11 protein-coding genes are annotated in these 14,951 nt (G+C 69.4%); 7 read left to right on the forward strand and 4 right to left on the reverse strand.

Going from position 1 to position 14,951, the window contains the following annotated elements:
* Positions 1–73 precede the first annotated feature (73 nt).
* A complete protein-coding gene (locus AB7E83_RS20645) occupies positions 74–829 on the reverse strand; it encodes a hypothetical protein (protein WP_428572688.1) in 756 nt (251 codons plus the stop codon).
* Between the two features lie 207 nt (positions 830–1,036).
* Between AB7E83_RS20645 and AB7E83_RS20650 the strand changes: the two genes are divergently transcribed.
* Complete coding sequence (locus AB7E83_RS20650) at positions 1,037–1,519, forward strand: MaoC family dehydratase (protein ID WP_428572689.1); 483 nt, start codon at positions 1,037–1,039, stop codon at positions 1,517–1,519.
* A gap of 9 nt (positions 1,520–1,528) precedes the next feature.
* Here AB7E83_RS20650 and AB7E83_RS20655 read toward each other — a convergent pair whose 3' ends face one another.
* The gene (locus AB7E83_RS20655; RefSeq protein WP_428572690.1) at positions 1,529–1,702 is read right to left on the reverse strand and encodes a hypothetical protein; all 174 of its coding nucleotides are present in this window, start codon (positions 1,700–1,702) and stop codon (positions 1,529–1,531) included.
* A gap of 160 nt (positions 1,703–1,862) precedes the next feature.
* On the opposite strand from AB7E83_RS20655, the gene AB7E83_RS20660 reads away from it, so the two are divergent.
* The 4 genes from AB7E83_RS20660 to AB7E83_RS20675 all read left to right on the forward strand — a co-directional run bounded on the left by AB7E83_RS20660 (position 1,863) and on the right by AB7E83_RS20675 (position 9,686).
* Positions 1,863–3,221 (forward strand): tetratricopeptide repeat protein, encoded by a 1,359-nt coding sequence (locus tag AB7E83_RS20660; protein ID WP_428572691.1) that lies wholly within the window; start codon positions 1,863–1,865, stop codon positions 3,219–3,221.
* Positions 3,222–3,230: 9 nt separating this feature from the next.
* Positions 3,231–7,835, forward strand: a complete 4,605-nt coding sequence (locus tag AB7E83_RS20665; protein WP_428572692.1) for a tetratricopeptide repeat protein — start codon at positions 3,231–3,233, stop codon at positions 7,833–7,835.
* A gap of 240 nt (positions 7,836–8,075) precedes the next feature.
* A complete protein-coding gene (locus AB7E83_RS20670; RefSeq protein WP_428572693.1) occupies positions 8,076–9,329 on the forward strand; it encodes an ammonium transporter in 1,254 nt (417 codons plus the stop codon).
* A gap of 30 nt (positions 9,330–9,359) precedes the next feature.
* A complete protein-coding gene (locus AB7E83_RS20675) occupies positions 9,360–9,686 on the forward strand; it encodes a hypothetical protein (RefSeq protein ID WP_428572694.1) in 327 nt (108 codons plus the stop codon).
* A 12-nt stretch (positions 9,687–9,698) separates the two neighbouring features.
* On the opposite strand, the gene AB7E83_RS20680 is transcribed toward AB7E83_RS20675, so the two are convergent.
* Entirely contained in the window at positions 9,699–11,324 is a 1,626-nt protein-coding gene (locus AB7E83_RS20680; protein WP_428572695.1) for a GMC family oxidoreductase, read from the reverse strand.
* 13 nt (positions 11,325–11,337) lie between these two features.
* Positions 11,338–12,879 carry a CoA-acylating methylmalonate-semialdehyde dehydrogenase gene (locus AB7E83_RS20685; protein ID WP_428572696.1) on the reverse strand — a complete coding sequence of 514 codons (1,542 nt, stop codon included), beginning with the start codon at positions 12,877–12,879 and terminating at the stop codon, positions 11,338–11,340.
* 119 nt (positions 12,880–12,998) lie between these two features.
* Between AB7E83_RS20685 and AB7E83_RS20690 the strand changes: the two genes are divergently transcribed.
* Together AB7E83_RS20690 and AB7E83_RS20695 are read left to right on the forward strand one after the other, a co-directional pair.
* Positions 12,999–14,117, forward strand: a complete 1,119-nt coding sequence (locus AB7E83_RS20690; RefSeq protein ID WP_428572697.1) for an MlaE family ABC transporter permease — start codon at positions 12,999–13,001, stop codon at positions 14,115–14,117.
* 48 nt (positions 14,118–14,165) lie between these two features.
* Positions 14,166–14,942 (forward strand): ABC transporter ATP-binding protein, encoded by a 777-nt coding sequence (locus tag AB7E83_RS20695; RefSeq protein WP_428572715.1) that lies wholly within the window; start codon positions 14,166–14,168, stop codon positions 14,940–14,942.
* Positions 14,943–14,951: the final 9 nt, after the last annotated feature.

Raw genomic sequence — 14,951 nt, forward strand, 5'->3', positions numbered from 1 at the left:
AACATGAAAAAACCCGCCTCGGCGGGTTTTTTCATGAGGGCACGAGGCGCGCCGTCGGGACGGACGTGCGCGTCTATTGCGACACGGGCAGCAGCGAAGGCGCGCGTGTCGTCACCGATTCCCGCACCTCGTACGACCCGAAGACCTCCTGCGCGGGGCGCGTTTCCGGCAACACGTAGACGACGCCGCCCGCTTCCCGGAACATGGGCGCGATCACGGCTTCGTAGAACTTCACCGGCACGTTGATGCAGCCGTAGGTGATGCGGCGGTCGCGCGCAACCCGGCTTTCGAGCCGCTGCAGGCGGCGCTCCTTCGGCACGTTCGTGACCACGCGATGGATGGCGACCGCGCCTTCGTAGTCGACCCACAGCAGGTCTTCCCCGCTGGGCCCGGTGCCCATGCGGGCAAGGAAGCGGCCCGCGGGCGTGGTGCGCTCCTCGGGAAGAATGCTCGAGATCTTGCGGTTGCCGATGCCCGGCACGGTGTGGTCGCCGCGCGCCGCGCCGACGAGCGCGGGCGCCGTGCCGCGCATCCGGCCCGCGCCATCGAAGACGTAGAGCTGGCCGTTCTCCTTGTCGACCACCACGAAGGGCAGGGCGCCATGGTCGCCCGAATGCACCGCCCAGGTCGCGACGTGGCGGACGTCCTCGGACATGGCATCGCCGGCGAGGCCCGCTGCCTTGAACGTGGGCGACGGGGCGCCCGTCGTCGTCCATGACGTCGTTGCCGGCAAGCCCGCCGAGCCGGCGAGACAGGCCGTGGCCAGTGCCCAGGCCGCGACGGCTACGAGACCCTTTCGGGCATGACGGCCCGCGTTTGCGATTCGCATTTCTTCGACCTCCCTGACCCCAGGAAGTCTCAGCGTTATCCGGCCCGCGCCGCGTAGGAGCGCGAAGCTTCACGCGGCCGATGCGCGCCTACAGGCAACGTTCTTGTTTCGCGAATGCGGGAAAGCTTCGGTTGACGAAATTCGAATCGAGGCACGAGCGGGACGTTGTATCTTCGTCCATCCCAATTTTGTTGAATCGAGACGGCCATGCCAGGTCTTTATTTCGAAGAATTCCGCGAAGGCCAGATCTTCGACCACGCCACCCGCCGCACGATGACCGAGGCCGACAACGTGATGGTGTGCGCGATGACGTACGCGTCGCAGCCGCTGCTGATCGACGAGGAATACGCGAAGTCGTCCATCTATGGCGCCCGGACGATCAACAACCTGTTCGTCTTCGGCTTCGTCTGCGGCGTGCCCGTGCCCGACATGACGCTCGGCACCACCCTCGGCAACCTCGGTTTCGAGAACACGAAGTTCGTGAAGCCGGTCTACATTGGAGACACCATCCGCGCCCGCACGGAGATCACCGGCAAGCGCAAGTCGGCGAAGCGGACCGACTCGGGCATCGTCTACTTCCGGCACTACGGCATCAATCAGAAGGACGAGGTCGTCCTCACGACCGATCGCGCGGGCCTCATGATGCTGCTGCCCCCCGGCCTCGACCGCAGCGGCATCCAGATTCCCTAACGCAGCCGATCAGTAGCTGCGCATGCGCACCAGGCGGCGCTCCTCGATGTTGCCGACCGCCCGGCGCAATTCCTCACGGTAATTGATGATGCTGCGCCCCCACGGTTGCAGGGCCAGGCGGTAGTCGTTCAGGCGGCGCCGCAGGGCGCTCGAATGTTGCGGGTCTTGTTTGTGGTCGAACATGGCAAGTCTCGATTTCCAATGACGCAATGGTGGCCGGTCCTGCGCGGCCGGCCTGTAGGCCGCCTCTGCGCGCGGGCGCAGGCCGGAAGGCACGCGTGGCGTACGCCGGGTCTCGGGCGCCGTCGGCCGGCAAGCCGCGCCGGCTTCGGATAATCGGCGGATGAGCTCCGCCCCTGCTCCGGCTCCCGGTCCCCGCCAGCGTCTCCTTCAGGCCGCCGCCGCGCATCGCGCGGGGCAGCTCGATACGGCCCGTTCGGTGTACGAGGAACTGCTGGCCGAGGACGCCCGCAATTTCGATGCGCTGCATCTGCTCGGCGTCATCGCCAACCAGCAAGGGCGCCACGCGCAGGCTGTCGAGCTGATCGAGCGTGCGCTGTCCCTGAAGCCCGACGATCCGGGCGCGAACCACAACCTTGCCACCACGCACGCCATGCTCGGCCACGTCGAAGCCGTACTGGCCGCGGAGGAGCGGGCGGTGGCGGCCCGTCCCGCCTTCGCCGAGGCGCACTACAACCGCGCACGCGCGCTGGCCCTGCTGAATCGCCCGGCCGAGGCGGCGGCGGCCTACGGAGCGGCGATCGATGCGCAGCCGACCTATCCCGAGGCGCACTGGAACCGGGCGCTCGCCCTGCTGGCGGCGGGCGACTACGAGCGCGGCTGGCCGCTCTACGAGTGGCGCTGGCGCAACCCCTCGACGGCGCACCATCGGCGCGAGCTGGCGCAGCCCCTGTGGCTCGGCGTCGAAGACATCGAAGGCCGCACGCTGCTCGTGCATGACGAGCAGGGCCTGGGCGACACGATCCAGTTCTGCCGTTATCTCCCCTTGCTCGCAGGACGGGGGGCCCGCGTGATCGCGGAAGTGGCGGCGCCGCTCGTGCGTCTCCTGTCGTCGCTCGACGGCGTGCACGAGGTCGTCGCGCGTGGCACCCCCCTGCCGGCGTTCGACCTGCAGTGCCCGCTGCTGAGCTTGCCCCTCGCCTTCGGAACGACCCTGGAAACGATTCCGTCGACTTTCCCCTACCTGCGTGCCGATCCCGAACGCGTCGCGCACTGGCGGCGGCGGCTCGGGCCGCGGCATGCACCCCGGCTCGGGCTGGTCTGGCGCGGAGCCTCGCGGCGGGAACTCGAGCTTGCGCGATTGCTGCCGTGGCTTCCGTCGGGCATCGAGTACGTCTGCCTCCAGAAGGACGTGTCCCCCCAGGAGCGCGTCGCCGCGCCGCACCTTGTGTTCGTCGGCGACGAGCTCACCGACTTCGCCGAGACCGCCGCGCTTGCCGAAGCGGTGGATGCGGTCGTCAGCGTCGACACCGGCGTCGCGCATCTGGCCGGCGCACTGGGCCGGCCGACCTGGTTGCTGCTGCCGTTCTCGGCCGACTGGCGCTGGCTCACGGGGCGCACCGACAGTCCGTGGTATCCGAGCTTCGAGCTCCTGCGCCAGTCTTCCCGCGACGACTGGCACGGCGCGCTTTCGCAGCTTCGCGCGAAGCTCGAAGCGTGGGCACGAAGCGCCATCTCCTAAACTCGACCGATGGCGCTCAACTCCGAGGACGCGAAGACCTTGCTGCGCAAGGCGGTGGCACTGCACCAGGCCGGAGAATTGACCGAGGCCGGCGCCCTCTACGAAGAGGTGTGCCGGGCCGAGCCTTCCAACCCCGACGCGCTGCACTACCTCGGCCTGATCGTGAGGGAGCGGGGCGATGCGAAGGGCGCAGCCGAACTGATGACGCGAGCCCTTGCGCTGAAGGACGGCGATGCGGCGATTCATCACCATCTGGCCGGAGTGCAGCGCTTGCTCGGCGACTTCGAGGCGGCCATGGCGGGCGATACGCGGGCACTCGAGCTGCGGCCGGCCTACTCCGAGGCGCACTACACCCGGGCGCACACGCTGAAGGCGATGGGTCGCAATGACGAGGCGCAGGCCGATCTCGAACAGGCGCTGAAGCTCCGGCCGGACTGGATCGAGGCCCTGTGCGACCTCGGCGTGCTGCATGCGGAGCTGCGCCGCTTTCCGCAGGCGCTGGCGGCCTTCGACCGCGCGCTGGCGCTCAGCCCCGACTACGTCGACGTTCTCTACAACCGGGGCAAGGTGCTGGCCGAGCTCGAGCGCCACGAGGAGGCCGTCGAGAGTTACCGCCGTGCCGTCGCGATCTGGCCCGACATGAAGTTCGCGCAGTACAACCTGGGCAACGAGCTCCTGCGCCTGGGCCGGCATGCGGAGGCCCTGGAGGCGTACGACCGCGCCGTCGAGGCGGACCCGGACCATGCCGATGCGCGCTGGAACCGGGCGCTCGCCTTGCTTGCGATGGGCGACCTCGAGGCGGGCTTCGCGGCCTACGAGTGGCGGTTCCGCAAGCCGCTGCCCGCACCGCGCCATCCCCGCTGGGCCCGGAAGATCTGGAACGGTCGCGAGCCGATCGAAGGGCGCACGCTGCTCATGGCATCGGAGCAGGGGTTCGGCGACACGATCCAGTTCGCGCGCTACGCCACGCTCGCGGCTCGGGCGGGCGCGCGCGTGGTGCTGCTGGTCCAGGTGGAACTCGTCGAATTGCTGCGCGGCGTGGAAGGCGTGGCGGAGGTCACGCATCGAGGACGGCCCGTGCCGCCCTTCGATCTCTACTGCTCCCTCCTCAGCGCGCCGATGGCTTTCGGCACGCGCCTGGACACCATTCCCGCCCGGCCGGCGTACCTGAAGGCCGATGGCGCGCGCCTCGCGCGCTGGCGCGAGCGGCTCGGCCCCGCGCGGGGCCGCCGCGTCGGCATCGTTTGGGGCGGCAGCACGCAGCACGTCAACGACCGCTGGCGCAGCGTGCCGCTCGCAGAGTTGCTCGCGACCTTGCCGCCCGGCATCGAATACGTGAGCCTTCAGAAGGACACGAGGCCGGACGACGGTGCGCTTCTCGACGCGGCCGGCGTGCGCCGCTTCGAATCGGATCTCGCCGACTTCAGCGAGACCGCGGCGCTGTGCGAGCTCCTGGACCTGGTGGTCACGGTCGACACGAGCGTCGGCCACCTCGCCGGGGCCCTGGGACGCCCCACGTGGATCATGGTCACGGCCGTGCCCGACTGGCGCTGGCTGCTCGATCGGGAGGACAGCCCCTGGTACCCGACCGTGCGGCTGCTGCGCCAGCCGAAGGAAGGTCGCTGGGAGCCGGTGCTGTCGCGCGTGGGCGCCGAACTGGCCGCTTGGGCGGGCGTGGACGCGTTCGTGCTTCTCCAGGAGGGGCTGGCTCTGCACGGCGAGGGGAAGCACGCGCAGGCCGCCGCGCGTTATCGGGTCGTGCTGCGCATGCAGCCGGATCAGCCCGATGCCTGGCACCTGCTCGGTGTTTCGCTCGCGATGGCCCGGGAGCACGAGGCAGCCCTGGCGCACTTCGCGCGGGCCATCGAACTGAAGCCGGGCGAAGCCGTGTTCCACCTCAACCGCGCCCGTGCGCTGACGGAGCTGGGGCGGCGGGACGAGGCGCTCGGCGATCTCGACCGCGCGGTGGCGCTGCTGCCCGCGTCGGTCGACGTCCTCGTGCAGCGCGCCGCGCTGCTGCGCTCGCTGGGGCGCGAGAGCGAGGCCATTCTCGACTACGAGCGCGCGCTTTCCGTCGAGCCCGGCAACGACAAGGTGCTCGGCAAGCTGGCGGCCGCGCTGACGCTCGCCAACCGTCCGGTCGAAGCGATCGCGGCGTTCGATCGCGTGCTCGCGCGCTTTCCCGGGCACCCGGATGCCTCCTGGAACAAGGGGCTCGCGCTGCTGCTCATCGGCGACTACGAGGCCGGCTGGCCGCTGTTCGAATGGCGATGGAAAGCGCCGGCCGTCGGCATGCGCCTTCCGCCGTGGCCTCAGCCCCGCTGGGATGGCCGCGAACCGCTGCGAGGGCGCACCCTGATGCTCTGGTGCGAACAGGGCCTTGGCGATGGGATTCAGTTCTGCCGTTATGCGGCGCGCCTCGCCGCCGATGGCGCGCGGGTGTTGCTGTATGTGCATCGGCCCCTGCTACGCGTGCTGCGCGGCGTCGATGGCGTGGCCGATGTGGTGGCCGATGGCGACCCCATGCCGCCGTTCGACCTGTACGTGCCGGCGATGAGCCTGCCGGGCATTCTCGGCACGCGGGTGTCGACCATTCCCGCGCCCGTGAGCTATCTGCGCGCGGTCCCTGAGGTCGTGGCCGCGTGGCGCGCTCGCCTGGGACCCGCTGCGGGCGGGCGCGTGGGACTCGTGTGGGCCGGCAGCCGCGACCATCCTTTCGATGCGAAGCGAAGCATCGCCCTGCGGGACCTGCTGGCGCAGCTTCCGTCCGGACTCGCGTACGTGAGCCTGCAGAAGGATCTGCGCGATGGCGACCGCGAACTGCTCGACGCGGCAGGGGTGCCGCATTTCGGGGACGCGCTGGGCGATCTGGCGGACACCGCCGCGCTGTGCGAACTGGTGGACCTGGTGGTGAGCGTCGACACGAGCGTCGTTCATCTCGCGGCGGCGATGGGCCGGCCCACCTGGCTGCTCCTGGCAACGCCCGGCGAATGGCGCTGGCTGCGCGACCGGGAAGACAGTCCCTGGTACCCGACGATGCGGATCCTGCGGCAGCAGTCCGGCACCGGGTGGCCCGGCGTACTCGGGCGTCTGCACGTCGCTTTGCGCCAGTGGCAGGGCGCGACGATGACGCAGGTAATCGAGGAGGCGCTTGCGGCCCATGGCCGCGGCGAGCGGATGCTTGCGCAGGCGCGCTACGAAGCGGTGATCGCCGTCGAGCCGTCCAACTGCGACGCCTGGCATCTGCTGGGGGTAGCGCAGGCGCAGGGCGAGGAGCAGGAATCCGCCGTCGCGAGCATCGCGCGGGCCATCGCGCTCAAGCCGGATGTCGTCGCTTTCCATCTGAATCAGGCGAATGTGCTGCTGGCCCTGGGCCGGCTGGCCGAGGCGGCCGCGGGTTTCGCGCGGACGTTCGAGCTCGACCCGAACAACATGCAGGCGCTGCTGCGCCATGCCGGCGCGCTGCGCCGGCTCAGGCGTTTCGCCGAGGCGGCGGCTTGCCTCGACCGTGCCATCGCAGTGCGCCCGCCGTCGGCCTCATTGCACTTCCAGCGCGCCATGGCGCGCAAGGAACTCGGTCGCTACGACGAGGCCATCGCCGATTACGACGAGGCGCTGCGCCTGCGCCCCGGCTACGGCGACGCTGCGTTCAACAAGGCATTCCTCTATCTCCTCAAGGGCGACTACGCGACGGGCCTGCCGCTCTACGAAGGCCGCTGGCAGGTGGCCAACGGCGGCCGCAAGCCGCAGCTGCCGCACCGTGAATGGACAGGCAGCGAAGCCGTGGACCGGCGGCGCATCTTCGTCTATGCGGAGCAGGGCTATGGCGACACGATCCAGTTCTCGCGGTACGTCACGCTGCTTGCCGCGCGCGGAGCGACGGTCCTGCTGAACGTGCAGGCGCCGTTGCTCGGCCTCATGCGCAGCCTGCAGGGCGTCGCGGAGGTCACGACGGGCATGCCCGCAGCCCACGAGTTCGACATGCATGCGCCCCTGCTGAGCCTGCCGCTCGCGTTCGGCACGCGCATCGACACCGTGCCGGCGCCGGTCGCCTACCTGCGCGCGGACGATGCGCGCATCGCTGCGTGGACGCAACGGCTCGGCACCTCGAAGAAGCTGCGGGTGGGCCTGGTGTGGCGCGGCGCGGCCGGGCATGCCGACGACGCCAAGCGCAGCCTTCCGCTCGCATTGCTGCTTTCGGCGCTTCCCGCGCGGCATGCGTATTTCAGCTTGCAGAAAGACCTGGATGCTGCCGAGGCGTCCGCGCTCGAAGCGCATGGCGGCGTGCAGCCGCTCGGCGGGGAGTTCGCCGACTTCGGCGACACCGCGGCCGTCTGCGCGCTCATGGACGTCGTCGTTTGCGTGGACACTTCGGTCGCGCATCTGGCCGCGGCGCTGGGCCGGCCGACGTGGATCCTGTTGCCCTACGTGCCCGACTGGCGCTGGCATCTCGAGCGTGAAGACAGCCCGTGGTACCCGACGGCCAGGTTGTTCCGCCAGGGCGAGGATGCCGCCTGGCCGGGGCTGCTCGAACGCCTGCGCGCGGCGCTCGAAGGATTGCGTGCGGGCCGCCGTGCAGCGATGAATACCGCGAAGTCACCCCGCAAAAAATAAAGCGCCCCATTTCGGCGGCGCTTCAACGAAAGGACGAAACCCTTCGGGCGGTTGGTATTCGGGTTGTTCGGTTTGTCTCCTCGGTCCCTCGCCCCCAGCCGCCCCCTGAGAGGGCGAATGCGAGTGAAAAAGACTGTATCGCGCGCACCTGCCGAGTGCATCGGGACTTTCCCTGCACTGCCTGGGCGCGTGGCATGGCTTATGCGTTGCGGTCGCCGTATCCCCGGAGGACCCGAATCAATGGCTGCACCCATCGCCCCCGCGCTCGTCGCGCAGGACACCCTCAATGGCGCCGACACCGCATGGATGCTCACGTCCACCGTGCTCGTGCTGCTGATGACGCTGCCCGGCATCGCGCTGTTCTACGCGGGCATGGTTCGCAGGAAGAGCGTGATCAACACGATGGCGAGCGTCGTGGCGATCGCGGCGCTGGTGAGCATCCTCTGGTTCGCGGCGGGCTATTCGCTCGCGTTCACGCCGGGCAACGGCTTCATCGGCAACGGCAGCCGCATGGGTTTCTCGGGGCTTGACTACCTCAAGGACGCGGGGCAGGTGATGGTGAGCCACGTCGCCCCGAACGTGCCGGAGTCGGTCTACGCGATGTTCCAGCTGAGCTTCGCGATCATCACCGCGGCGCTGGTCGTGGGCGCGTTCGTCGAACGCATGAAGTTCTCGTCGATGCTCGTGTTCATCGGCCTGTGGTCGCTGTTCGTCTATGCGCCCATCGCGCACTGGGTGTGGGAGCCGGGCGGCTGGCTCGCGCAACTCGGTGCGCTCGACTTCGCGGGCGGCTCCGTCGTGCATATCAATGCGGGCGTGACGGGTCTCGTGTGCGCCTATTTCCTCGGCCCGCGCCGCGGCTTCGGGCGCGAGGCCTTCGAGCCCTTCAACCTCGGCCTCACCATGGCCGGGGCGGGGCTCCTGTGGGTCGGCTGGTTCGGCTTCAATGCCGGCTCCGCCGTGGCGGCGGATGGCCGCGCGGGTCTCGCGATGGCGGTGACGCACATCGCGGCGGCGGCGGGTGCGCTCACCTGGATGTTCGGCGAGTGGCTGCTGCGCGGACGGCCATCCCTGCTCGGCCTGTGCTCCGGCCTCGTGGCCGGCCTGGTGGCGATCACGCCGGCCGCGGGCTACGTCACGCTGCGCTCGGCGCTTCTGATCGGTGCGATCGCGGGCATCGCCTGCTATTGGGGCGCGACGGGGCTCAAGCGCCTGCTGCGCGCCGACGATTCGCTCGACGTCTTCGGCGTCCATGCGGTGGGCGGAATCGTGGGCTCGCTGCTGACGGGCGCGCTGGCGGTGAAGTCGGTCGGCGGCGTCGAGGGCAGCATGGTCGCGCAGCTGATCGGCATCGGCGCGGTCTTCGCCTACGCGTTCGTCTGCACGGCGGTGCTGCTGCTCGTGACGATGCTGCTCGTCGGACTGCGCGTGGACGATCACGTGGAGAGCGCGGGCCTCGACATCGGCGAGCACCGCGAGCGGCTCGGCGCCTGAAGGACGAATCGGCACACGAAGGAGGCCACCATGCAAGCCAGCCAGAAGCTCGCCATCGCGGCGCACCTGCACGTGCTGCTGCGGCGCAAGACCGGCCGCGTGACGGACACGGAGTGGATGGCGGAGAACCGCGAGTACGCGATGGAGGTCATCCGCTTCTCGCGCCTGAAGGCGACCGAGGACGGCCACGCCGATCTGGCGGAATGGGCGGACAAGCTGGAGCGCGCGCTCGACGAAGCGTCGCCCGCGCCGCCGTCGCGTCCGCTCGTTCAGGCGGCCGTGCAGATGCTCATCGAGCGGCCGCAGGCGCCGCCCACGGCGCCCGCGGCGCCGCAGTACGTGGGGCGGATACGTTAGGGGAAGGGCGCGTCATTGCGCCGCCCGCCCGATCCACTCGGCGGCCTTCTCGGCCATCATGAGGATCGGCGAGTTCGTGTTGCCACTGGTGATCGTGGGCATCGCGCCGCCATCGACCACGCGCAGGCCGTCGATGCCGCGCACGCGCAGCTGCGAATCGAGCACCGCCATCGCATCGTCGTCCGCGCCCATCTTCGTGGTGCCGACGGGATGGAAGATTGTCGTCGCGATGTCGCCCGCCAGGCGCGCGAGGTCCTCGTCGGTCTCGTACTGCGGCCCCGGCTTCCACTCCACCGGCCCGTACTTCGCGAGCGCCGGCTGCGCGACGATGCGCCGCGTGACGCGCAGCGACTCGGCGGCCACCCGCCGGTCCTCGTCGGAGCTCAGGTAGTTCGGCGCGATCAGGGGCGCGTCCTCGAAGCGCGGCGAGCGGATGCGCACCGAGCCCCGGCTCGTGGGATTGAGATTGCACACGCTCGCGGTGAACGCGTTGAAGCCGTGCAGCGGCTCGCCGAACGCGTCGAGGCTGAGCGGCTGCACGTGGTATTCGATGTTCGGCCACGCGCGGTCCGGCGAGCTGCGCGTGAACGCGCCGAGCTGCGAAGGCGCCATGCTCATGGGCCCGGTGCGCTTCATGGCGTACTCGAGGCCGATCTTCATCTTCCCCCACCAGTTCGCCGACAGGGTGTTGAGCGTCGCGACGCCGTCGACCTTGTACACGGCGCGGATCTGCAGGTGGTCCTGCAGGTTCTCGCCGACGCCGGGCAGCTCATGCACGACGGGCAGGCCGTGCGTGCGCAGCAGTTCGGCCGGGCCGATGCCCGAGAGCTGCAGGATCTGCGGCGAGCCGATGCTGCCCGCGCACAGCAGCACTTCGCCGGTGGCATACGCGGTCACCTTCTCGGTGCCTGTCCAGACCTGCACGCCGGTGCAGCGCTTGCGGCCGTCCCGCGTCTCGATCACGAGCTTCGCGACCTGCGCGCTCGTCCACAGCTCGAAGTTGGGGCGGCCGTAGCAGGTGGGCCGCAGGAAGGCCTTGGCCGTGTTCCAGCGCCAGCCGTCCTTCTGGTTCACCTGGAAGTAGCCGACGCCCTCGTTGCTGCCGCGATTGAAGTCCTCGCTGTGCGGGATGCCCGCTTCCTGCGCGGCGAGCGCGAACGCATCGAGCACATCCCAGCGCAGCCGCTGGCGCTCGACGCGCCATTCGCCGCCTGCGCCGTGCATCGCGTCGGCGCCCTTGTAGTGGTCCTCGTGCTTCTTGAAATAGGGCAGGCAGTTGTCCCACGACCAGTTCGCGTCGCCGGTGAGGCGCGCCCAGCCGTCGTAGTCGCGCGACTGCCCGCGCATGTAGATCATCCCGTTGATGCTCGAGCAGCCGCCCAGCGTCTTGCCGCGCGGATAGCGCAGCGTGCGGCCGTTCAAGCCCGCGTCCGCCTCGGTCTGGTAGAGCCAGTCGGTGCGCGCATTGCCGATGCAGTAGAGGTAGCCCACCGGAATGTGGATCCAGTGGTAGTCGTCCTTGCGGCCCGCCTCGATCAGCAGCACGCGCTTCGTCTTGTCCTTCGAGAGGCGGTTGGCCAGCAGGCACCCCGCGGTGCCCGCGCCGACGATGACGTAGTCGAACGTCGTCTCGCTCACGGGGCTCGCGACTTCACTTGGCCGTGGGCATCGCGAACTCGGCGCCCTTGCCGATGCTCTCGGGCCAGCGCTGCATGATCGACTTCTGCTTCGTGTAGAAGCGCACGCCTTCCTCGCCGTACGCATGCATGTCGCCGAACAGGCTCTTCTTCCAGCCGCCGAAGCCGTGCCAGGCCATGGGCACGGGAATGGGCACGTTCACGCCCACCATGCCGACCTGCACGCGCCGCGAGAACTCGCGCGCCGTGTTGCCGTCGCGCGTGAAGAGCGACACGCCGTTGCCGTACTCGTGCGAGTTGACCAGGTCCACCGCCGCCGCCAGATCCTTCACGCGCATGCAGCCGAGCACCGGGCCGAAGATCTCTTCCTTGTAGATCTTCATGTCGGGCGTCACGTTGTCGAAGAGCGAGCCGCCGATCCAGAAACCATCGTCGCAACCGGCGCCCGCCACCTTGCCCTCGAAGCGGCGGCCGTCGACCACGAGCTTCGCGCCCTCGGTCTCGCCATGGCCGATGTAGCCAGCGATGCGCTCCTGCGCGGCCTTGCTCACGATCGGGCCCATCTCGGCATCGAGCTCGACGCCATTCTTGATCTTGAGCGTCTTCGTGCGCTCCGCCAGCATCGGCAGGATCTTGTCGGCCGCGTCGCCCACCAGCACCCCCAGCGAGATCGCCATGCAGCGCTCGCCCGCCGAGCCGAAGGCCGAGCCGATCAGCGCGTCGACGGCCTGGTCGAGGTCGGCGTCGGGCATCACCACCATGTGGTTCTTCGCGCCCCCCAGCGCCTGCACGCGCTTGCCGTGCCGCGCGCCGGTTTCGTAGATCTTCTGCGCGATGGCGGTCGAGCCGACGAAGGACAGCGCCTTCACGTCGGGATGTTCGAGCAGCGCATCGACCGCGTCCTTGTCGCCCTGCACGACGTTGAACACGCCGTCGGGCAGGCCCGCTTCCTTCAGCAGCTCGGCCATCAGGATCGAAGCGCTCGGGTCGAGCGGGCTCGGCTTGAGGACGAAGCAGTTGCCCGCGGCCAGCGCCACGGGGTACATCCACATCGGCACCATCACCGGAAAGTTGAAGGGCGTGATGCCGGCCACCACGCCGAGGGGCTGGCGCATCGTCCAGTTGTCGATGCCGGTGGAGACCTGGTCGGTGTAGTCGCCCTTGAGCAACTGCGGAATGCCGCAGGCGAATTCGACGATGTCGATGCCGCGCGTGACTTCGCCCTGCGCGTCGGTGAACACCTTGCCGTGTTCGGCGGTGATCGCGTGCGCGAGTTCGTCGCGGCGCTGGTTCAGCAACTCGAGGAACTTGAACATCACGCGCGCGCGGCGGATCGGCGGCGTGTCGGCCCAGGCGGGAAAGGCGGCTTGCGCGGCGCGCACGGCGGCATCCACCTCGCTCGCGTTCGCCAGGGCGACGCGGCCGGTCACCCGGCCGGTGGCGGGATTGAAGACGTCGGCGCGGCGGCCGCTTGCGCCGGGGACGATGCGTCCGCCGATCCAGTGTTCGATCGAGGCGAGGGCAGCGCCCTGCGGGGATTTCTCGGGTGCGTTCATTGGGACTTCCTTGGGAGACGGGGCAGTCTACTCCGAGCCGTTGCAGGCGCTGCCGGCGCCTGTGACGCCTGGTTGCGCACGACGCTGCGAATGCGCGGCAGCCGTTAGGATCAGGGTCGATGGCCGAAGCCACCCCCCGAATCGAGCAGCAGCCCGCCGGCGACGGCGGCGTCGCGCGCCTGCGCGGGGACTGGACGGCCGCGCAGTTCTCGCAGCCGCTGGTCGTGCGCACTTTGCAGGGCGCATTGCCGCCCGTGAGCGCCGCGCAGTCGTGGGACCTGCGCGAGGCGGGGCAGATCGACCACATCGGCGCGCAATTGATCTGGGATCACTGGAAGCGGCAGTGGCCGGCGCAGCTCGAGCTGACGACGGCGCAGCGCGCGGTGCTGGAGCGCGTGGCGCAGTACACCATCGATCCGCCGAAGCGCCCCTCCCAGGGGTTCAACGACCTCTACCTCGCCTTCGGCGGGGCCCTGCTGCGGGCGTTCGGCCAGATCCGCGGCTTCGTGCGGCTCATCGGCCAGCTCACGATCAATCTCGGCCAGCTCATCCGTGCGCCGCACGAAGCGCCCTGGCGCGACCTTTCCGGGCATCTGTACCGCATGGGCGCCAAGGCATTGCCGATCACGGCGCTCGTGGGTTTCCTGATCGGCGTGGTGCTCGCCTACCTGACCTCGCAGCAGTTGCGGCAGTTCGGCGCGGACGCGTACATCGTCAACATCCTCGGCATCGCGCTGGTGCGCGAGCTGGGTCCGATGCTCGCGGCCATCCTCATCGCGGGACGCTCCGGCTCCGCCATCACGGCGCAGATCGGCGTGATGCGCGTGAACGAGGAGCTCGACGCGATGCGCGTGATGGGCATCTCGCACAGCTTCCGGCTCGTGATGCCGCGCGCGATCGCGCTCGCCATCGCCATGCCGCTGATCAGCGCATGGACGACGGTCGCGGGACTGGCCGGCGGCATGCTCGCGGCCGACCTGTCGCTCGGCATCACGCCGCTCTTCTTCCTGAAGGCGCTGCCCGATGCGGTGCATGTCCACAACCTGATGCTCGGCAGTGTCAAGTCCGTGTTTTTCGGCATCCTGATCGCCCTGGTCGGCTGCCACTTCGGCCTGCGCGTGAAGCCGAACACGCAGAGCCTCGGGCAAGGCACCACGGCGTCGGTGGTGACATCGATCACGGTGGTGATCCTCGTCGATGCGCTTTTCGCCATCCTCTTCAGCAACGTCGGGGTCTGACGCGCCTTGGAAGCCACGAAGCCACTTCAGCCCCCGGACGACGTGCCGATGGTGGAGATCCGCAAGCTGTGGTCGGTGTTCCAGACGCCGGAGCGGCGCATCGTCATCCACCGCGACCTCGACATGTCCGTGCGGCGCGGCGAGATCGTGTCGATCGTCGGCGGCTCGGGCACCGGCAAGACCGTGCTGCTGAGGCAGGTGCTCGGGCTCGAGACGCCCGCGTCCGGCGAGATCCTGGTGCATGGCCAGCCGCGCGAGCGGCTGACGCGCAAGGGGGCCTCGGGGCGCATCGGCATGCTCTTCCAGCATGGCGCGCTGTTCTCGGCCTTCACCGTGCTGGAGAACATCGCGTTCCCGCTGCGCGAGCTGAAGACGCTTCCGCCCGCCCTGGTGCGCGAGGCCGCCATGGTGAAGCTGCAGATGGTCGGCCTGAAGCCCGCCGACGCGGACAAGATGCCGGCCGAGCTGTCGGGCGGCATGATCAAGCGCGCCGCGCTGGCCCGTGCGCTCATCATGGACCCGCCGCTGCTGCTGCTCGACGAGCCGACGGCCGGGCTGGACCCCGACAGCTCCGACAGCTTCGTCTCGCTGCTGCGCTCGCTGCACCGCGACCTGGAGCTCACCGTCATCATGGTCACGCACGATCTCGACACCTTGTTCGAACTGTCGACCCGCATTGCCGTGCTGGCCGAGCAGAAGGTCATCGTTTCGGGACCGCCGAAGGAAGTGATCGCCTTCCCGCACCCCTTCATCCACGACTTCTTCCTCGGGGAGCGCGGCCAGCGCGCGATGGAGCTCCTGCGCGAGTACCCGTTCGCGATCTAAAGCGGTTAA

Source organism: Ramlibacter sp. (assembly GCF_050250995.1).
Lineage (GTDB): Bacteria > Pseudomonadota > Gammaproteobacteria > Burkholderiales > Burkholderiaceae_C > Ramlibacter.